The organism is Bacillus sp. CIS52 (assembly GCF_053545315.1).
Window position 1 is genome coordinate 1 of the sequence record NZ_JBIUFR010000005.1, and the last position, 20,276, is coordinate 20,276.

The window sequence follows — 20,276 nt, forward strand, 5'->3', positions numbered from 1 at the left end:
ATCGCGCGCATTCTCATGGACTGCGGTGTTACAGCTGACGAACGTGTCGGCATTTTGACGAAACCGTCCTTGGAAATGGCTGCGGGCGTACTCGGCGTCCTGAAAGCGGGCGCGGCATTTGTGCCGATTGACCCGGATTACCCGAAAGAGCGCATCAGCTACATTCTGCAGGACAGCGGCGCCAAGCTGCTTCTCACGCAGGAAGCGCTCGACGTGCCGGAAAGCTACAAAGGAGACACGATCCTGCTTGACGGCAGCCGCTCCATTCTGAGCCTGCCGCTTGATGAAAACGATGAAGCGAACCCGCAGACGGAAACCACGGCGGATCATCTCGCTTATATGATTTACACGTCAGGAACGACCGGACAGCCGAAGGGTGTCATGGTCGAACACCACGCGCTGGTGAACCTGTGTTTCTGGCATCACGACGCATTCGCCATGACGGCCGAGGATAAAAGCGCCAAATACGCTGGCTTCGGTTTTGACGCCTCCATCTGGGAGATGTTCCCGACATGGACCATCGGTGCTGAGCTTCATGTCATTGATGAAGCGATCCGGCTGGATATCACCCGCTTAAATCACTATTTCGAAGAGCACGGCGTGACGATCACTTTCCTGCCGACGCAGCTGGCCGAACAATTTATGGAGCTGGAAAATACCTCTCTCCGCATGCTTCTCGTCGGAGGCGACAAGCTGAAGCGGGCGGTGAAACAGCCGTACACGATCGTCAACAACTACGGCCCGACGGAGAACACCGTCGTTGCGACAAGCGGCGTCATCAATCCGGAGGAAGGATCGCTTTCGATCGGACGGGCGATTGCCAATACGAGAGCGTATATTCTCGGGGACGGCGATCAGGTGCAGCCGGAAGGCATTGCCGGTGAATTGTGCGTGGCAGGCCGCGGACTTGCGCGCGGATACCTGAACCGTGAGGAAGAAACGGCGAAGCGGTTTACCGCAGATCCGTTTGTGCCAGGCGAGCGCATGTACCGGACCGGGGACCTCGTCAAATGGAACGCGCAGTGCGGCATCGAATACATCGGCCGCATCGACCAGCAGGTCAAAGTGCGCGGCTACCGGATCGAGCTTTCAGAAATCGAAGTCCGCCTCGCGCAGCTTGCGGACGTTCATGACGCGGCGGTGACGGCGGTGGAAGACAAAGCGGGCAATACCGCGCTTTGCGCCTATGTCGCACCTCAGCAGGACGATATCGAAGCGCTCAAAGCCGCGCTGAAAGACACGCTTCCGGACTACATGGTCCCTGCGTTCTGGGTGGAAATGGACGAGCTTCCGGTCACCGCAAACGGCAAGATTGACAAAAAAGCCCTGCCGGCGCCGGACATTGAGGCGGGAAGCGCCGCGTACAAAGCGCCGGAAACAGAGATGGAGACGCTGCTTTCTGACATTTGGCAGGAAGTACTCGGACTGGATCAGATCGGCGTAAGCGATAATTTCTTCACGCTCGGCGGCGACTCGATCAAAGGCATTCAAATGGCGAGCCGCCTGAATCAGCACGGCTACAAGCTTGAGATGAAAGATCTCTTCCAGCACCCGACCATTGAAGAGCTCGTCTCTTACGTGGAGCGGACGGAAGGCAAGCAGGCCGACCAGGGACCTGTCGAAGGCGAAGCGGAATTAACGCCGATCCAGCGCTGGTTCTTTGAGAAAAACTTTACGGACAAACACCACTGGAACCAATCCGTCATGCTTCACGCAAAAGACGGCTTTGAACCGGTTCTGGTGGAAAGAACTCTGCAAGCATTGATGGAACACCATGATGCACTGAGGATGGTTTACCGTGAAGAAAGGGAAGGCATCATTCAGACATACCTCCCTGTCAGTGAATGCAAGGCAAGCTTTGAAATCGTTGATCTGTACGGAACAGACGAAGACATGCTGAAAAGCCAGATTCAGCGGCTTGCCGATCAGCTTCAGGGCAGTCTTGATCTGAAGAACGGCCCGCTGTTAAAAGCAGAGCAATATCGGACAGAACAAGGCGATCATCTGTTAATTGCGGTTCACCATCTCGTCGTGGACGGGGTTTCATGGAGAATTTTGCTTGAGGATTTCGCTTCAGGTTATAAACAGGCGCAGCAGCAAAACAGCATCGTCCTTCCGCAGAAAACCCACTCCTTTAAGGATTGGGCAGAGGCGCTGAGCACGTTTGCGCAATCAGAAGAGCTGAAGAAGCAGGCGGATTATTGGGCGCAGGCAGATGCAGAAGAACTCCAGCCGCTGCCGAAAGACCATGAGCCGACAAAACGGCTCGTCAAACATACGGCGGCCGTGAAATGTGAACTAACCGAGGAAGAAACGGCGCAGCTGCTTACAGATGTTCATCATCCGTACGGAACGGAAATCAACGACATTCTGCTTAGCGCGCTCGGCTTAACAATCGGTGAATGGACGGAAAACGGTAAAGTCGGCATCAACTTAGAAGGGCACGGCCGGGAAGAAATCATACCGAATGTCAATATTTCACGGACGGTCGGCTGGTTTACGGCTCAATATCCGTTGATTCTGCAGATCAGCAAGGAAGACGGCGTCTCTTCCGTCATTAAAACGGTAAAAGAGACGGTGCGGCGCGTTCCTGATAAAGGCGTAGGATACGGGATTCTCCGGTATCTGTCATCCGATGAAACAGAAAAAGGCGTCACGCCTGAAATCAGTTTTAACTACCTGGGGCAGTTTGACAATGAAGTGAAAACTGAATGGTTTGAACCGTCTCCATATGATATGGGGCGTCAAGTCAGCGAAGAGTCAGAGGCGTTATACGCACTGAGCTTCAGCGGGATGGTTACAGGCGGCCGCTTCGTCATTTCCTGCTCATACAATCAGGAAGAATATGAAAGAAGCACAGTCGAAGCACAGATGCAGCGATTTAAAGAAAACCTCTTAATGATCATCCGCCATTGCACGGCCAAAGAGGAGAAAGAATTTACGCCGAGCGACTTCAGCGCGCAGGATCTGGAGATGGATGAAATGGGAGACATCTTTGACATGCTTGAGGAGAATTTAACGTGACAAAAACAGTTAACAGAAGGGGGGAGCGGAGCAGATGAGCCAGTTCAAAAAAGATCAAGTTCAGGACATGTATTATTTGTCGCCGATGCAGGAGGGAATGCTGTTTCATACTCTCCTGAATCCCGGCCAAAGCTTTTATATCGAACAAATGACAATGAAAGTAAAAGGCAGCTTAAATATCAAATGCCTTGAAGAAAGCATGAATGTGATCATGGACCGGTACGATGTATTTCGTACCGTGTTCATTCACGAAAAAGTAAAAAGGCCGGTCCAAGTCGTATTGAAAAAACGGCAGTTTCAGATAGAAGAAATCGATCTGACACAATTACCGGGCAGCGAGCAAGCAGCCAAAATCAATGAATACAAAGAACAGGATAAGATCAAGGGGTTTGATTTGACGCGGGATATTCCGATGCGTGCGGCTATTTTTAAAAAAGCTGAAGAAAGCTTTGAATGGGTGTGGAGCTATCATCACATGATTTTGGACGGCTGGTGCTTTGGCATCGTCGTGCAGGATCTGTTCAAGGTATACAATGCCCTGCGCGAACAAAAGCCATACAGCCTGCCGCCGGTCAAACCATATAAGGACTATATCAAGTGGCTTGAAAAGCAGGATAAACAAGCATCACTGCATTACTGGCGCGAGTACTTAGAGGAATTTGAAGGACAAACGACATTTGCGGAGCAAAGAAAGAAACAAAAGGACGGCTATGAGCCGAAAGAGCTGCTCTTCTCACTGCCGGAGGCGGACACAAAGGCGTTTAACGAGCTTGCAAAATCACAGCATACCACTTTGAGTACGGCGCTGCAGGCAGTGTGGAGCGTATTAATCAGCCGCTACCAGCAGTCCGGCGATTTGATCTTCGGCACAGTCGTTTCCGGGCGTCCCGCAGAAATCAAAGGCGTTGAACATATGGTCGGGCTGTTTATCAATGTTGTCCCGAGGCGGGTGAAACTGTCTGAGGATACCACATTTAACGGATTGCTCAAGCAGCTGCAGGAACAATCGCTGCAGTCTGAGCCGCATCAATACGTGCCGCTCTATGACATCCAAAGCCAGGCCGATCAGCCAAAGCTGATTGACCACATCATTGTGTTTGAAAATTATCCGCTTCAGGATGCAAAAAATGAAGAAAACAATGAAAACGGCTTTGAAATGGAGGATGTCCATGTTTTTGAGAAGTCGAATTATGATCTCAACCTGATGGCTTCCCCGGGAGACGAGATGCTGATTAAGCTTGCCTATAATGAGAATGTGTTTGATGAGGCATTTATCCAGCGCTTAAAATCACAGCTTCTCACAGCGATTCAGCAGCTCATCCAGAAGCCGGATCAGCCTGTTCATACGATCAGTCTTGTTGATGAAAAGGAAAGAGAGTTTCTGCTTACAGGCTTAAACCCGCCTGCTCAAAACCATCAGGCGAAGCCTCTGACGGATTGGTTCAAAGAGGCGGTGAATGTTCATCCTGACGCGCCGGCGCTTACGTATTCCGGCCAGACTCTTTCTTATCGCGAATTAGATGAGGAAGCGAACCGCCTTGCACGCCGTTTGCAAAAGCAAGGTGCGGGTAAAGGCTCCGTTGTCGCGTTGTACACGAAGCGCTCGCTTGAACTGGTGATCGGCATTCTCGGCGTACTAAAAGCAGGAGCGGCTTATCTCCCGGTTGATCCGAAGCTGCCGGAGGACCGAATCTCGTATATGCTGACTGACAGTGATGCAGCCTGTCTGCTGACACATCAGGAGATGAAAGAAAAAGCGGATCAGCTGCCGTATACAGGAACAACACTCTTCATTGATGATCCTGCACGATTCGAAGAGCAGGCAAGCGACCCTGCAGCCGCAATTGAACCCGATGATCCGGCATATATTATGTATACGTCCGGCACAACCGGAAAGCCGAAGGGCAATATCACCACTCATGCCAATATTCAAGGATTGGTCAAGCATGTAGACTACATGGCATTTTCTGAAAAAGATACGTTCTTATCCGTTTCGAATTATGCCTTTGACGCATTTACCTTTGATTTCTACGCGTCAATACTGAATGCGGCACGTCTCATTATCGCAGATGAACAGACACTGCTTGATACAGAACGGCTGACTGATCTGATCCGGCAGGAGAATGTCAATGTCATGTTTGCGACGACTGCACTTTTCAATCTTCTCACCGATGCGGGAGAGGATTGGCTGAGGGGGCTTCGCTGCGTGTTATTCGGAGGTGAGCGCGCGTCTGTGCCTCACGTCAGAAAAGCGCTTAAGATCTTGGGGCCGGGCAAGCTGATTAATTGCTACGGGCCGACTGAGGGAACAGTGTTTGCGACAGCTCACGTCGTGCATGATTTACCGGATTCCATCTCTTCATTGCCGATCGGAAAGCCGATCAGCAATGCCAGTGTTTATATTCTTAACGAGCAAAATCAGCTTCAGCCATTCGGAGCTGTCGGTGAACTGTGCATCAGCGGAATGGGTGTATCAAAAGGGTATCTGAACCGTCATGATCTGACGGAGCAAATGTTTATCCCAAATCCGTTCAAGCCGGGAGAAACGCTTTACCGCACAGGGGATTTGGCACGCTGGCTGCCGGATGGAAGTATTGAATACGCCGGCCGTATTGACGATCAGGTCAAAATACGCGGACACCGGATCGAGCTTGAAGAAATTGAAAAGCAGCTGCAGGAATACCCGGGTGTGAAAGATGCGGTTGTTGTTGTTGACCGCCATGAGTCTGGAGATGCATCAATCAATGCTTACCTCGTGAACCGGGCGCAGCTGTCAGCTGAAGACGTAAAAGGGCACCTGAAAAAACAGCTTCCTGCTTACATGGTGCCGCAAACCTTTACTTTCTTAGAGGAGCTTCCTTTAACGACAAACGGGAAGGTCAATAAACGGATGCTGCCAAAACCTGATCCCGCTCAGCTGGCGAAAGAATGGATCGGGCCCCGAAATGCGACGGAAGAAATGATTGCACACATCTGGTCCGAAATTCTCGGCAGACAGCAGATAGGCATTCATGATGATTTCTTTGCACTCGGCGGGCACTCCTTAAAAGCGATGACGGCTGCGTCCCGTATTAAAAAAGAGCTCGGTACGGACATCCCGGTGAAGCTGTTGTTCGAAGCGCCGACAATCGCAGGCATTGCCGATTATCTGCTTCACGGTGAAGAAAAAGGGATGAAAGACCTCACCCTCATGAATAAAAATCAGTCTGACACACTGTTTGCGTTCCCGCCTGTTCTCGGTTACGGGCTGATGTACCAGCCGCTGGCAAAACATCTGTCCGGCTATAGAATCTGCGCGTTCGATTTTATCGAGGAAGACAGCCGTATCGAACGCTACACAGAGCTGATCAATCAGCTGCAGCCGGAAGGCCCGGTCAAGCTGTTCGGATACTCGGCAGGATGCACGCTTGCCTTTGAAACCGCCAAACGGCTTGAAGCCGAAGGACGTAAAGTGGAGCGGCTGATCATGGTTGATTCCTATAAAAAACAAGGCGTCAGCGACTTGGAAGGCCGCACAGTAGAAAGTGATGTCGAGGCGCTGATGAAGGTAAACAGGGACAATGAAGCACTGAATAACGAAGCCGTCAAAGAAGGACTCGCCAAAAAAACAAATGCATTTTATTCTTATTTCGTGCATGCCGTCAGCACCGGCACCGTCAATGCGGACATAGATCTATTAACATCAGAACCGGACTTTGCGATGCCGCCGTGGCTCGCTTCGTGGGAGGAAGCTACGGCAGGTGAATACCGTGTGAAAAAAGGCTGCGGCACTCACGCAGAAATGCTTCAGGGTGAATGTCTCGAAAGGAATGCGGCATTTTTGCTCGAATTCCTAAGAAATGAACATCTGAAGCTGACAACTTCACGATAGAAAAGGAGGAAGCCGCTAATGGTCCAGCTCTTTAAATCGTTCGATACCACAGAAAAAACGCAGCTCATCTGTTTTCCGTTCGCAGGAGGCTATTCAGCATCATTCCGCCCGCTCCACACCTATCTCCAAGGTGAATGTGAGATGCTTGCCGCGGAACCGCCTGGACACGGGACAAATCAAATGTCCGCCGTTGAGGATTTTGAACAGCTCGTCAGCTTGTACAAGCAGGAGCTGAATCTCCGTCCTGACCGTCCGTTTGTGCTGTTCGGGCACAGTATGGGAGGCATGGTCGCTTTCAGGCTGGCGCAAAAGCTGGAGCGGGAAGGCATTTACCCGGAGGCCGTGATCATCTCAGCCATTCAGCCGCCGCATGCGGAAAGGAAAAAGGTTTCTCATCTTGATGATGAAAAATTTCTCGCCCATATTATCGAGCTTGGCGGAATGCCGCAGGAGTTAGTGGAAAATAAGGAGGTCATGTCATTTTTCCTGCCTTCTTTCAGATCCGACTACCGCGCGCTTGAAAGCTTCCGGCCGTCTGATCTTCACACCATTCAATCACCCGTCCATATTTTTAATGGGCGGAAGGATAAAAAATGTATCAAAGATGCGGACGGATGGAAAAAATGGGCCGCAAATCCCGTATTTCACGAGTTTTCGGACGGCCACATGTTCATATTAAGTGAAACTGCAAAAGTGGCGGAACGAATCTATGAGATTATTAACAGGAGCACTGCAGGCCAATTGTTATAGGTTATGACAGACAGCATTCGCTGTCTGTTTTTTGTAACAAAATCTGCCCGATCGTTTTCTCATTTATCAAAAATTTTATGTTATGATTTGATGGAATATAATTTTGAAGGGATTGTCGTACATGAATGATGCAGCAAAAGAGCTGAACAGAACATTATCTGAAGAAAACCCGCACGTGCTTCATATGCTTTCTGATTTGGGCAAAGATTTGTTTTATCCGAAAGGGGTGCTGACGCAATCAGCGGAAGCGAAAGCCAAGGCCGGAAAGTATAATGCCACGATCGGAATCGCCACCTCACAAGGGGAGTCCATGCACTTTTCCCATATTCAAGAGACATTGTCCGCCTATAACCCCGATGATATCTACGATTATGCTCCGCCGCAGGGAAAAGAGCCGCTCAGACAGGAATGGCTGAAAAAAATGCGTCTCGAAAATCCTTCATTAGCCGGCAAAGACATCAGCACGCCGATCGTGACAAATGCTTTGACACACGGGCTGAGCATTGCCGCCGACTTGTTCGTCAATGAGGGGGATACGCTCCTTCTGCCTGATAAATATTGGGGAAATTACAACTTCATTTTCGGCGTCCGGCGCAAGGCATCTATTGAGACGTACCCGCTTTTTCAGCACGATGGGCGTTTTAATGCGGCAGGGCTGTCCGAGCTGCTGAAAAAGCAGGAAGAGAAGGCGATTGTCGTGCTGAATTTCCCGAATAATCCGACAGGCTATACGCCGGGAGAAGAGGAAGCGTCAGAAATCGTCAGCGTGATCTTGGAGGCGGCGGAGGCCGGCAAAGAGATTGTCGTGCTCGTAGACGATGCGTATTACAATCTGTTTTACGATGAAACGGCCATTCAGGAATCCATCTTCAGCAAACTCGCCCAAGTGCACGACCGGGTGCTTTGCGTGAAAATAGACGGCGCGACGAAGGAAAATTACGCGTGGGGCTTCCGCGTCGGTTTTATTACGTACAGCACCAAAAGCGAAAAAGCGCTGCGCGTGCTCGAGGAAAAAACAAAAGGGATTATCAGAGGGACGATTTCAAGCGCCCCGCATCCTTCCCAAACATTTATGCTGCGGGCGATGCAGTCACCGGAATACGAAAAAGAAAAATCGCTGAAATATAACATTATGAAAAAACGGGCTGACAAAGTGAAAGCCGTTCTTGCAGAAAACAAGCACTATGAAGACGTATGGACGCCTTATCCGTTTAACTCGGGCTATTTCATGTGTGTCCGGCTGAAAGATATAAACGCCGGTGAATTGAGAGTCTCATTGCTTGAAAAAAGAGGAATCGGGACGATATCCATCAATGAAACGGATTTGCGAATCGCATTTTCATGCGTCGAAGAAGAACACATCGCGGATCTGTTCGAAGAAATTTATCAAGAAGCAAAGCAGCTGCAGAAACAGGCGGAAATATCAGGCTGACAAAAAAGGAGGGGGACACCCTCCTTTTTCTATTTTTACAGCAGCTCTTCATACGTTTTCATCTCAATTCCGTCACAAAAATTGGGATGAGCGGCACAAACGGCCAGCTTATATTCCTCGTCCGCATCATATGTGCGGATGAAACAAGGCTCATGTCCGTCCGGGAGCTCAATGGACACATGGCCGTCGTCTTTGAGGCGGACGCTGAATGAATCAAGCGGCAGGGAAAGCCCTTTTCCGGCCTGTTTGATAAAGCTTTCTTTCATCGACCACAGGTGATAAAAATAATCGGTCTGCCGGTCGGGGTGTTTTGCTTGCAGATCACTGTATTCCGTCGGCGAAAAAAACCGTTTGGCGATATCGATCGTGCCGGGCTTCATTTTTTCAATATCAATGCCGATCGGTTTTGAATCAATGGCACACACGACCCAGCGCCCGGAGTGGGAAATGTTAAAGTGCATGTCCGGAAGCGCGGGGATATACGGTTTTCCGTATTCCTGGACGCTGAATGAAATCGCGGCCGGATCAAGTCCGTAAGCCTTCCCCGCGGCGGTGCGGATCAGCATATCGCCGATCAAGGTGCGGTGAGCATCCTCCTTATGGTAAAAGCGCCGACATTTTTCCCGCTTATTGGCGGACACGGCCGCCATCATCCGATCTTCTTCTTCTGGAGAAAGCGGCCGGTCCATATATACTCCGTAAATCTTCATGTCCAGATCCTCCGTCTGCAAATATTGTCAAAACCATCCTATCATATCAGACGCAAGCTGTCCGAAAATAAAAAAACAAAACCATTTCGGCTTTGTTTTTAATGAACGGACGTTGCCCGCCCTGAGATCGCATATGTTAACAGTTTAGAGGACTGCGGCAAAGAAAAGCGCAGAATCAGCCCAGTCAAAACCGCTGTAATAATCGTTCCGGCTCCGATCGGTCCGCCCATCGTCCAAGCTGCGGCCAGAACCGTCAGCTCAATGCCGTTCCGCACCCATTGCACGTTCCAGCCCGTTTTTTCAGATATCAGCATCATCAGAGAGTCCCGGGGGCCCGCACCGAGCCCGGCTGATACGTAAACCCCGACGCCGCAGCCGATCAGCAGCAATCCGAAAGAAAAAAACACGGCTGCTAAGGAAAAAGCGTGCGCCTCAGGAAGCAGAAACGAAAAGAAATCAATAAACATTCCCATCAGCACCATATTCAAGATGGCGCCGATTTTCGGAAGCGTTCTCGTGAACAGGCAGGTTAAAACGACGATCACCGCCCCGACCAAGATGGACCATTGGCCGACGGAAAGCCCGAAATGCTGAAAAAGCCCATAATGAAAGGCATCCCAAGGGCTGATGCCGAGAGCTTTTCCTTTAATGGTTAAAGATACCCCGAAAGACAAAATCAACAGACCGGCAAAATAAAACGTCCAGCGCATCACGAATTCCCGCTTCAAAGAGGTCCCTTCTTTCATAAAATTTCATTAATTGTCATTGTAGCATAAACGCCGAAAAAAAGAAGAAGCGAAATCAGTGTTTCGCTTCTTCTCCGGATCCTACAAAGGATTCAGTATACGATTTAAGAACCGTTGCGTACGTTCTTCTTTCGGCGCGGAAAAAATTTGGGCCGGCGGTCCTTGTTCCACAATGACGCCGCCGTCAATGAAGATGACTTCATCGGCCACTTCCTGCGCGAATTTGATTTCGTGCGTGACGACAACCATCGTCCACCCTTCGTTCGCCAAATCCTTAATGACTTTAAGCACCTCGCCGACCAGCTCCGGATCAAGCGCTGACGTCGGTTCGTCAAACAGCATCAGCTCGGGCTGAATCGCAAGCGCACGGGCGATGCCGACACGCTGCTGCTGACCGCCGGAAAGCTGGAACGGGTATAAGTTCATTTTGTCTTTCAGCCCGACTTTTTCAAGAAGCTCCATCGCTTCTTTTCTGACTTGCTCCTTGTCGCGCTTTTGCACTTGAATGGGTCCTTCCATGACGTTTTCAAGCGCCGTGCGGTGAGGAAACAGATGATACGCCTGAAAGACCATGCCTGATTTGCGGCGGAGGCGGAGGATATCAGCCTGCTTCACTTTTTTAGAGAAATCTATAGAAAAATCGGAGAATGCCAGCTCGCCGCGGTTGGGGATCTCAAGCGCGTTCAGACAGCGCAGAAGCGTCGTTTTTCCTGAACCGGACGGTCCCAGAATGGCGATGACTTTCCCTTTTTCTATCTCCATATCTATCGTTTTTAAAATTTCATTCTGGCCGAATGATTTATTCAATCCTTTGACGGAAAGCATATCGAAACCTCCTTATTTGGCCACATAACGGTCGAGACGCCGTTCGATCACATGCTGTACGATTGACAGCAAGAAGCAGATGATCCAATAAATAAAGGCGGCTTCAATATAGATGACCAAGATTTGATCAAGGTTTTGCGCACCGATCTCCTGCGCTTTTCTGAACAGCTCCGCGACAAGAATCTGTGACGCGAGAGATGTATCCTTGATCAGGCTGATAAATGTATTTGATAATGGCGGAATGGACACGCGAAACGCCTGCGGCAGGATCACGCGGAACAATGTCTTGCGATAGGTCATGCCGATCGTATAACCGGCTTCCCATTGCCCTTTCGGCACGGATGAAATAGATGCCCGGATGATTTCAGAAGCATAGGCGCCCACGTTTAATGAAAACGCGATGACTGCGCTTGGGAAAGGGTCCAGCGTAATATTAAAGGTCGGGAACAGATAAAAAATGATGAACAATTGAACGAGAAGAGGAGTGCCGCGCACTGCTGATACGTATACGCTGAACACCCATCTCAATGGTTTCATATTTGACATTCTGGCGAGCGCCGTAATCAGCGCGATGATCATTCCGAAAATAAAGGAAAGAATAGTAAGGGGAATCGAGTAATAGATTCCCCCGGAAAGAATCGGCCAGAATGACTGCTGCACCAGGTCCCAAGGAATGGCTGCCGCAATCACCGGCTCGGGCATGTTACTTAGAAACATCTTCGCCGAACCATTTTTTAGCTATTTTAGAAAGAGTCCCGTCCTCTTTCATGTCTTTTAACGCTTTGTTGACGTGAGTCACAAGTTCGCCGCTTCCTTTTCGGAATGCGAAATATGTCTGTTGCGGCTGGCCTGCTTCAAACGCGATTTTCACGTTTTTATTGCCGGACGTTTTTAAGTAGTTCAGTACGGCAAGTTTATCGTTGTAAGTCAGATCAGCGCGGCCCTGCTGAATGAGCTGAAGGGATTGCGCCATGCCTTCAACGCCTTCAACTTTCGCTCCGGCATCTTTCGCTAATTTATTGTAATTGCTTGTTAATGATTGAGCCGCTGTTTTTCCTTTGACATCAGCTTCTTTCGCAATCGTGCTGTCTTTTTTCGTCACGACGACAGCATTTGACGTTGTGTATTTATCAGAAAAATCATATTGGTTCTCACGGCCTGTTTTGCCGACTTGGTTGGCGACGACGTCAAACCGTTTCGAGTTTAAACCGGCAAACATGCTGTCCCATTGCGTTTCTTTGAAGTCAGCTTTCAGACCGAGACGTTTCGCGACTTCTTGAATCACTTCCACATCATATCCGGTCAGTTTATCAGTCTTTTTATCATGGAAGGTAAACGGTTCGTACGTTCCTTCTGTACCGACGGTCAGTACGCCTTTTTTCTTGACAGAAGCCCAAAGATCGCTGTCTTTTGACTTAGATCCGCTGCCCTGTGAGTTTCCGCAGGCTGCAAGCACCGCGATGCTGACCATCATGAATAAAGCGAACAATGCTTTTTTCATCTTCTTTATTCCCCACTTTTCTGAGTAGTTTTATTGAGAAAAAATAGCTCCCAATTGTAAAGGATAACTTTTTTTTAGTATGAGTCAAGTAATTGGTTTTCATGAGTGTGAAATCTCCGTGTTTCACGATCAAAATAATTCCAAAAACTGTCTGACCGGCTTCGGGAGATAGCTGTCTTTTCTCCAGATGACGGCCGGCGTCATGACAAACGGGTTGTCCTCGATGATAACCGTTTTGACATGCGAACGCATATGGACGGGAATCATCGTCAAAGGCAGAATCGTGGCGCCGAATCCTGATGATACGAGGCTCAAGAGCGTCGCGGAATCATGGCATTCACAGACAACCCGTAGGTCAAGATCGTACTGTTCACAAACATGGAGGACTTGATCATACACACCCCTTCCATTGACGGTGCGCAAAAGGATCAGAGGCAAAGAGGCGATATCATTCAGCTTAATCGTTTCACCGCACAGACGTTTCGTATGCTCGGACAGCACCAAGACGCACGGAATGTCTTCAAGTTCCTTCGATTCAATGCCATCGTTTTTAATTAAGGTGGTGGTGACGGCGGCGTCAATCTGTCTGGATTCCAATAGCTCCAGCAGTGAGACGGGTTCATCTTCCCAAATGTTAAAGGTGAGATGCGGATACCGTTCTTTCATCTGTGACACTTTTTCAAGCATGAGCGCGGCACAGTAAATGGTTGACCCTACGGCAAGCGTGCCGGCCACTTCCTCCTTCAGCTCTTGTACCTCGATAATGGCGTCCTCAAACTTATGAAGAATCTCTTTTGCTCTTTTCAAAAAGACATTTCCTTCATATGTAAGGGTCATTTGTTTCTTTTTATTGCGGTCAAACAGGATGACGCCCAATTCATCTTCCAGCTGTTTCAGCTGTCTGCTTAACGGCGGCTGCGCCATATGAAGCTTTTTGGCGGCCGTCGTGATTTTCTGCTCTTGGGCGATGGTGACGAAATAACGCAATTGCCTGATATCCATGAACAACGCTCCTTTATTTTATACCTTTAAAGTATGATACATAGATTTAACGAATATTTTTCATATGGATATATCAGGAGTATGATGGTTTTGACACCATATTTCAAGCGTAAAGGAGGGTCAATATGAAGCTCGTCATCGGAATGACCGGGGCTACGGGGGCCATATTCGGGATCAGGCTTTTAGAATATTTAAAAGCCGCGGAGATCGAAACCCATCTTGTCGTGTCACCTTGGGCAAATGTCACCATCACACATGAAACCGATTATACGTTAAAAGATGTCGAGAAACTGGCGTCCTATACGTATTCTCACAAAGACCAGGCGGCGGCGATTTCAAGCGGCTCGTTTGAAACGGACGGGATGATCATCGCTCCGTGCAGCATGAAATCACTTGCAAGCATCCGCACCGGAATGGCTGACAATCTGCTGACAAGAGCGGCAGACGTCATCCTGAAAGAGAGGAAAAAACTTGTGCTGCTGACAAGAGAAACGCCGCTCAGCCAAATTCATTTAGAAAATATGCTAGCGCTTACAAAAATGGGTTCCGTCATTCTTCCGCCGATGCCGGCCTTTTACAACAAGCCGGCTGACATGGACGAATTGATCGACCACATCGTGTTCCGGACGCTCGACCAGTTTGGGATCCGTCTGCCGGAAGCGAAACGGTGGTACGGAATTGAAAAACAAAAAGGAGGAATCTGATAATGGCCTATCAGGATTTTAGGGAATTTCTCGCCGCTCTTGAAAAAGAAGGGCAGCTGCTGACAGTCAACGAAGAGGTAAAACCGGAGCCGGATCTGGGCGCCGCCGCGCGTGCAGCCAGCAACCTCGGGGATAAAACCCCCGCGCTTTTGTTTAACAATATTTACGGACATCACCATGCGCAGGTCGCCCTGAATGTCATCGGCTCATGGCCGAATCACGCGATGATGCTGGGCATGCCGAAAGATACGCCTGTAAAAGAACAATTCTTTGAGTTCGCCAAACGGTACGATTCATTCCCGGTAGCGGTCAAACGTGAAGAAACCGCGCCGTTTCATGAAAATGAAATTACTGAGGACATCAACCTTTTTGACATCCTTCCGCTATTCAGAATCAACCAGGGGGACGGCGGGTATTACTTGGATAAAGCGTGCGTCATTTCCCGCGATCTTGAAGATCCGGACAATTTCGGCAAGCAGAATGTCGGCATTTACAGAATGCAGGTGAAGGGAAAAGACCGCCTCGGCATTCAGCCCGTGCCTCAGCATGATATTGCGATTCATCTTCGCCAGGCTGAAGAACGCGGCGTCAATCTTCCCGTTACGATCGCGCTCGGCTGTGAGCCGGTGATTACGACGGCCGCGTCAACTCCGCTGCTATACGATCAATCCGAGTATGAAATGGCCGGCGCGATTCAAGGGGAGCCCTACAGAATCGTCAAATCTAAGCTGTCTGATTTAGACATCCCTTGGGGCGCCGAAGTCGTTCTGGAAGGAGAGATCCTTGCGGGAGAACGGGAATACGAAGGCCCTTTCGGTGAGTTCACAGGCCATTATTCAGGCGGCCGCAGCATGCCGGTCATCAAAATCAAACGGGTATATCATAGAAACAATCCGATCTTTGAACATTTATACTTAGGCATGCCGTGGACGGAGTGCGATTATATGATCGGCATTAATACGTGCGTGCCGCTTTACCAGCAGCTGAAGGAAGCCTATCCGAACGAAATCGTCGCCGTCAACGCGATGTATACGCACGGCCTGATCGCCATCATCTCAACGAAAACGCGTTACGGCGGCTTTGCCAAGGCGGTCGGCATGCGCGCCCTGACCACGCCGCACGGACTCGGCTACTGCAAAATGGTCATTGTCGTGGATGAGGATGTCGATCCGTTTAACCTCCCGCAAGTCATGTGGGCGCTCTCAACGAAAATGCATCCGAAACACGACGCAGTCATCATTCCTGACCTGTCTGTCCTTCCGCTTGACCCGGGATCCGATCCGGCTGGGATGACACACAAAATGATTCTTGACGCCACGACGCCTGTCGCGCCGGAAACAAGAGGCCATTATTCGCAGCCGCTTGATTCTCCGCTGACAACGAAAGAGTGGGAACAAAAACTGATGGACTTAATGAATCAATAAGAAAGGATGAGTTTGCTATGAAAACATGCCCGCGCTGTGAATCGAAAAAAGGAGAAACCGTCAGCCAATCGCCGGTCAAAGGCGCTTGGGAAATATACCAATGCCAAACCTGCTTCTTCACATGGAGATCCTGTGAACCGGAAAGCATCACCAATCCGGCGGCATTCAACCCGGCATTTAAAATTGATCCGAAAGAAACGGAGACGGCCACACATGTTCCCGCTGTCCCGGAAAGAAAAGCGTAATGCTGACGGAGCACTTGCCGGCGGCGCTTTACACGCTTTTAGACGGAACGGAGCTTGAAAAAAAACAGCACGACGCATTTGTGCTGCAATCCGTGACAAAAGAAGGCCGTCCGCACGCGGCCATGATCAGCGCCGGTGAAATAGTGGCTGTAAGCCGCACAAATCTCCGGCTCGCCTTATGGAAAAACACGACGACCGTAAACAGCCTGCTGCATTCGGGACAAGCTCTTTTCATCGCTTGGCACGGAGGAGCCGCATATTACGTGACATTGGAATGTGCGGCGCTTCCGCCGCTGAAAGAGGCGAAATACGAAAGGGAGCGGTTCAGCTGCCGCGTGATCACCGTCAAGGAAGATCGGGCGAAATACGCGGATCTGACATCCGGACCGGTCATCCGTCTTCACGAGCCGGAAGGTGTCCTGAAGAGGTGGAGCGAAACGCTTGAGGAATTAAAACGATAGACGCACAAAAAAAAGCCTGCGGAACCGTCCGCAGGCTTTTTTAGTTATTGTACGCCTTTCATCGCCCGTTTAATAACAGGAGAAAGAAGTACTAAAATAATACCGAGAATGATCGAAATAAGACCGATTGAGCCGAAGTAGGCCGCTTCAGAAACCTTATCAAACAAACCGACTACTTTTGCGTTCAGGGCTTGACCGCAGGCGTTTGTTAAGAACCACATGCTCATGGTCTGCGCTGAGAAGGCGGCAGGCGCGAGCTTCGTTGTGACGGATAAACCGACCGGTGAAAGGCAAAGCTCACCAAGCACAACCAAAAGGAAGCTGAGCACAAGCCAAAGCGGGCTCACAAGCTCGCCGCTTCCGCCCATAACCGGAAGCACCATGACTAAAAATGACAGTCCGGCAAGAATAATGCCAATCGCGAATTTAATCGGTGTTGAAGGCTGGCGTTTGCCGAGCTTCAGCCAGATCCAAGCGAACACCGGTGCGAAAATGACGATGAATAATGGGTTCAGAGACTGGAACCATGATGACTCAAGATGTATGCCCGCAAAAGAAAGTCTCGTGCGCTGATCGGCATATAAAGCAAGAATCGTCGCGCCCTGTTCCTGAATCGCCCAGAACATAACCGCCGCAATAAACAGCGGAATATAAGCTGCAAGCCGTGATTTTTCCGTTTTTGTCGCTTTTTTGCTCATGAACATCACAATAAAGTAAATAACCGGAATGGCAATGCCGAGGATACTGACGATGTCAATCACACGCTGGATCGTCAGCCAGCCGGTTTGAATCAGAACGATGATAACCGCTGCTGCAATGATTATTCCGATTCCCGTTCCGATCACTGATGATTTAGAAATCGGATTCGGTACATTGGAGCCTGCTTTGCCGAGGTATTTCTTTCTCGTAAGAGCGAAAACAATCAGTCCGAGGAACATACCGGCCGCGGCGCATCCGAAGCCTAAGTGGTAGTTGTACTTCTGTCCGAGTGTTCCGACAATTAGCGGCGCAAGCAATCCGCCGAGGTTGATCCCCATGTAAAAGATACTGAAACCTGAGTCGCGGCGCTCGTCTTCCTTCGTATATAAAGCTCCGACAACGCTGGATACGTTTGGTTTAAGCAGGCCGGTTCCGATAATGATCAGAGTCATGCTTGTAAAAAACGCCGCCGTACTGCCAGGGAAGGCAAGAGCGATGTGCCCGAACATAATTAAAATTCCGCCGTAAAAAACGGTGTTTGCCGTGCCGAATACCCGGTCGGCCAGCCATCCGCCGATGACGCTCGACATGTATACGAGAGACCCGTATATGGACATGATGGCAACTGCGGTGGTTTTATCAAATCCGAGCCCGCCATGAGCGACTTCCGTGTATAAATAGTAAAGCAGTATAGCTCTCATACCATAGTAGGAGAAACGCTCCCAAAACTCAGTAAAAAACAGTGTGAACAGGCCGCGGGGATGACCGAAAAAGCCTCGTTGCGGCACAGTTTCTGTTATAGATTCCTTTTCAATAGATGCCACCTGAGCCAACCCTTTCTTAAAAAAGTGTATTACAAAAATCATATTCTTATATAATACTTGTGTCAATATAATTTATACTGAATTCAAAAAATTCCAGAATGAAAAGATATTAAAACGTTGAATATAGATGGATTTTCCTAATTCCAATGGCTTATTTTGTCATATAATCTGACTAAACTATCTATATAAACTTTTTTAATAAAATTTAAAGTATGTACAGGCGGAGCGGATTATGACGGAATAAGATGAAATAAGAGAGGAAGGAGGAGATTATTACTTGCCGAATCGTATTTTAGATATAACGGATTGCGGTGTGGCAGCAGACGGGACTGCCGATGTGACGGCCGCCATCAATCAATGCTTGGCCAAGGCTGTCAGCGAGGGCAGTCATACGGTGTTTTTTCCGCCCGGAACATATAAAATCAACGGCACGCTTGGCGGTGACAAAAGCCAGCCGTTTAGGAACGCGGGAATTAATGTGCCGAGCCATCTCTCCATCATCATGGATCCGGAATGCACGATTAAAGTGTCGCCGAACAGCTCCTGGGGTTATTCGGCTTTCTATATAGGCAGGCGGGAAAATGTCACCATCACCGGCGGCCGCATCATCGGGGAACGGGATGAACACACGTATACCAATGTTCCATTACGGTCGACTCATGAATGGGGGTTTGGCATCTGTATTGAAGGCAGCAGCAATGTGCTGATCGAAAATGTGAAAATATCGAATTTTACGGGAGACGGCATTATTGTCAGCCCGCTCGGTTTAAAAACAAACAGTGATTACGAAACATCAGAACATGTGACCATCCGCCGCTGTGAGATCAGGGAGTCAAGACGGAACAACATTTCAATCACCGGCTGCAATACCATCACGGTGGAAGAATGCGTGATCGAAGACGCCGGGCAAGGGAACGGAACGGCTCCGAAATTCGGAATCGACATTGAATCGTACGGAGAAGGCGATGTTGATTATGAAGAGGCTCTTCACATCACCATCCGAAACAACTTCTTTTACGGAAACGCCGCAAGCTCAGTCACCAACTTTAACGGATATAATGTGTTAATTGAAGGAAATCATTCCGACAACACAATCAGCTACGGATACAGCGCACATACCGTCATTTCCGGGAATGTTCTCTTTTGGTCAAACGGCGGCTCAAGGACCGGAATCGCCGGACAAGGTGTCTCCCAAGGGCAGGACAGCAGCAATGCCGTCATTTCCAACAATCTGATTACCGGTTTTTCCACGGGAATAGATGTAAGAGGAAAAAGCGTCCTCGTCACTCACAACAAAATCAATCAATTTGAAAATGCGGGTATTTCCGTCTATCAGGCGGAAGATGTGACCGTTGACGGCAATGTCATTGAAAACGGACGTTCCGAAACGAGACGAAGCACGGGGATGCGGGCGACGCTCTCGGATAACGCCGTCTTTATGAATAACACACTGAATCAGGTAACAGACGGAATCAGCATGTCAGCCGGCAATATCACCGTAAAACAGAATGTGCTGAAATCATTCAGCCGGGGCATATGGGTCACAGGCGGAAATGCCGTCATTGAAGGAAATACGCTCATCCCGAATGCGTTTCAGGGCGCCGCGGAGTCCTATGCCGTATCTGTTACAAATGACGCCAGGGCTGTCATCAAGGGAAATCTCTTCAAAAGCTACAAAAACTACCCCATTTTCAGTTCAACATCCTCGGGGACCTCTGTCATCGGCAACCGCTTTGAATCATCACCGCTTATCGTTACCGTGTATCTGAACTCAGGCACGCATGAAGTCATAGACAATACGATCACGATCAACCGAACGGCGGGCAGCCCGATCGGCATCTATTTGAACGGTGCCTCCAATTCCCTCATTTCGGGCAATACCATCAACAACCTTTCCGCCGCTTCTGCTTCCGCCATCCAAACCAGTTCCTCGGCAAGCACCAAAATCATCGGCAATCGCATTATCAAAGGCGTCATTGTGAAACACACGACAGATACGGAAATCGGAAATATCGTCATCTGAAAACAATCCCCGCCGGAAAAATAAAAAGAACACAT

The 20,276-nt window shown here is 49.4% G+C and carries 14 protein-coding genes and 2 pseudogenes; 9 read left to right on the forward strand and 7 right to left on the reverse strand.

The genetic code is table 11. The annotated features are described in order from the left end of the window. The 4 genes and pseudogenes from srfAB to ACH32G_RS15855 form a co-directional block, all read left to right on the forward strand. Nucleotides 1-3,024 (forward strand): annotated as a pseudogene (gene srfAB / locus ACH32G_RS15840) (surfactin non-ribosomal peptide synthetase SrfAB); the annotation flags it as partial. A gap of 34 nt (nucleotides 3,025-3,058) precedes the next feature. Beyond that, on the forward strand, nucleotides 3,059-6,895 hold the full coding sequence (gene srfAC, locus ACH32G_RS15845) for a surfactin non-ribosomal peptide synthetase SrfAC (protein ID WP_448814566.1): 3,837 nt from the start codon (nucleotides 3,059-3,061) through the stop codon (nucleotides 6,893-6,895). Nucleotides 6,896-6,913: 18 nt separating this feature from the next. Continuing rightward, the gene (gene srfAD, locus ACH32G_RS15850) at nucleotides 6,914-7,645 is read left to right on the forward strand and encodes a surfactin biosynthesis thioesterase SrfAD (protein WP_016937291.1); all 732 of its coding nucleotides are present in this window, start codon (nucleotides 6,914-6,916) and stop codon (nucleotides 7,643-7,645) included. A gap of 121 nt (nucleotides 7,646-7,766) precedes the next feature. After that, nucleotides 7,767-9,077 carry an aminotransferase class I/II-fold pyridoxal phosphate-dependent enzyme gene (locus ACH32G_RS15855; RefSeq protein WP_016937289.1) on the forward strand — a complete coding sequence of 437 codons (1,311 nt, stop codon included), beginning with the start codon at nucleotides 7,767-7,769 and terminating at the stop codon, nucleotides 9,075-9,077. Between the two features lie 35 nt (nucleotides 9,078-9,112). Here ACH32G_RS15855 and ACH32G_RS15860 read toward each other — a convergent pair whose 3' ends face one another. The 6 genes from ACH32G_RS15860 to ACH32G_RS15885 all read right to left on the reverse strand — a co-directional run bounded on the left by ACH32G_RS15860 (nucleotide 9,113) and on the right by ACH32G_RS15885 (nucleotide 13,861). Then, nucleotides 9,113-9,787 carry a 4'-phosphopantetheinyl transferase family protein gene (locus ACH32G_RS15860; RefSeq protein ID WP_448814567.1) on the reverse strand — a complete coding sequence of 225 codons (675 nt, stop codon included), beginning with the start codon at nucleotides 9,785-9,787 and terminating at the stop codon, nucleotides 9,113-9,115. Between the two features lie 98 nt (nucleotides 9,788-9,885). Beyond that, complete coding sequence (locus ACH32G_RS15865) at nucleotides 9,886-10,515, reverse strand: YczE/YyaS/YitT family protein (RefSeq protein WP_016937287.1); 630 nt, start codon at nucleotides 10,513-10,515, stop codon at nucleotides 9,886-9,888. Nucleotides 10,516-10,614: 99 nt separating this feature from the next. Beyond that, nucleotides 10,615-11,358, reverse strand: coding sequence for a cystine ABC transporter ATP-binding protein TcyC (gene tcyC / locus ACH32G_RS15870; protein WP_060963627.1), 744 nt, complete (start codon nucleotides 11,356-11,358; stop codon nucleotides 10,615-10,617). Nucleotides 11,359-11,370: 12 nt separating this feature from the next. Further along, on the reverse strand, nucleotides 11,371-12,075 hold the full coding sequence (locus ACH32G_RS15875; protein WP_016937285.1) for an amino acid ABC transporter permease: 705 nt from the start codon (nucleotides 12,073-12,075) through the stop codon (nucleotides 11,371-11,373). Beyond that, nucleotides 12,062-12,859, reverse strand: coding sequence for a cystine ABC transporter substrate-binding lipoprotein TcyA (tcyA, locus tag ACH32G_RS15880; RefSeq protein ID WP_016937284.1), 798 nt, complete (start codon nucleotides 12,857-12,859; stop codon nucleotides 12,062-12,064). Before tcyA ends, ACH32G_RS15875 begins: the two co-directional genes overlap by 14 nt. A 129-nt stretch (nucleotides 12,860-12,988) precedes the next feature. Next, a complete protein-coding gene (locus ACH32G_RS15885; protein WP_045926264.1) occupies nucleotides 12,989-13,861 on the reverse strand; it encodes a LysR family transcriptional regulator in 873 nt (290 codons plus the stop codon). A gap of 84 nt (nucleotides 13,862-13,945) precedes the next feature. Between ACH32G_RS15885 and ACH32G_RS15890 the strand changes: the two are divergent. From ACH32G_RS15890 to ACH32G_RS15905, 4 genes and pseudogenes are all read left to right on the forward strand, one after another. Then, a pseudogene (locus tag ACH32G_RS15890) lies at nucleotides 13,946-14,565 on the forward strand (non-oxidative hydroxyarylic acid decarboxylases subunit B). Between the two features lie 2 nt (nucleotides 14,566-14,567). Continuing rightward, on the forward strand, nucleotides 14,568-15,989 hold the full coding sequence (bsdC, locus tag ACH32G_RS15895) for a phenolic acid decarboxylase BsdC (protein WP_016937282.1): 1,422 nt from the start codon (nucleotides 14,568-14,570) through the stop codon (nucleotides 15,987-15,989). Between the two features lie 17 nt (nucleotides 15,990-16,006). Beyond that, entirely contained in the window at nucleotides 16,007-16,234 is a 228-nt protein-coding gene (locus tag ACH32G_RS15900; protein WP_016937281.1) for a non-oxidative hydroxyarylic acid decarboxylases subunit D, read from the forward strand. Further along, entirely contained in the window at nucleotides 16,234-16,695 is a 462-nt protein-coding gene (locus ACH32G_RS15905; protein WP_016937280.1) for a hypothetical protein, read from the forward strand. The genes ACH32G_RS15900 and ACH32G_RS15905 overlap by 1 nt, the downstream gene beginning before the upstream one ends. Nucleotides 16,696-16,739: 44 nt before the next feature. Here ACH32G_RS15905 and ACH32G_RS15910 read toward each other — a convergent pair whose 3' ends face one another. Next, nucleotides 16,740-18,218, reverse strand: a complete 1,479-nt coding sequence (locus ACH32G_RS15910; protein ID WP_016937279.1) for a peptide MFS transporter — start codon at nucleotides 18,216-18,218, stop codon at nucleotides 16,740-16,742. A gap of 277 nt (nucleotides 18,219-18,495) precedes the next feature. Between ACH32G_RS15910 and ACH32G_RS15915 the strand changes: the two genes are divergently transcribed. After that, the gene (locus ACH32G_RS15915; RefSeq protein WP_448814568.1) at nucleotides 18,496-20,241 is read left to right on the forward strand and encodes a right-handed parallel beta-helix repeat-containing protein; all 1,746 of its coding nucleotides are present in this window, start codon (nucleotides 18,496-18,498) and stop codon (nucleotides 20,239-20,241) included. The last annotated feature ends 35 nt before the right edge of the window (nucleotides 20,242-20,276 follow it).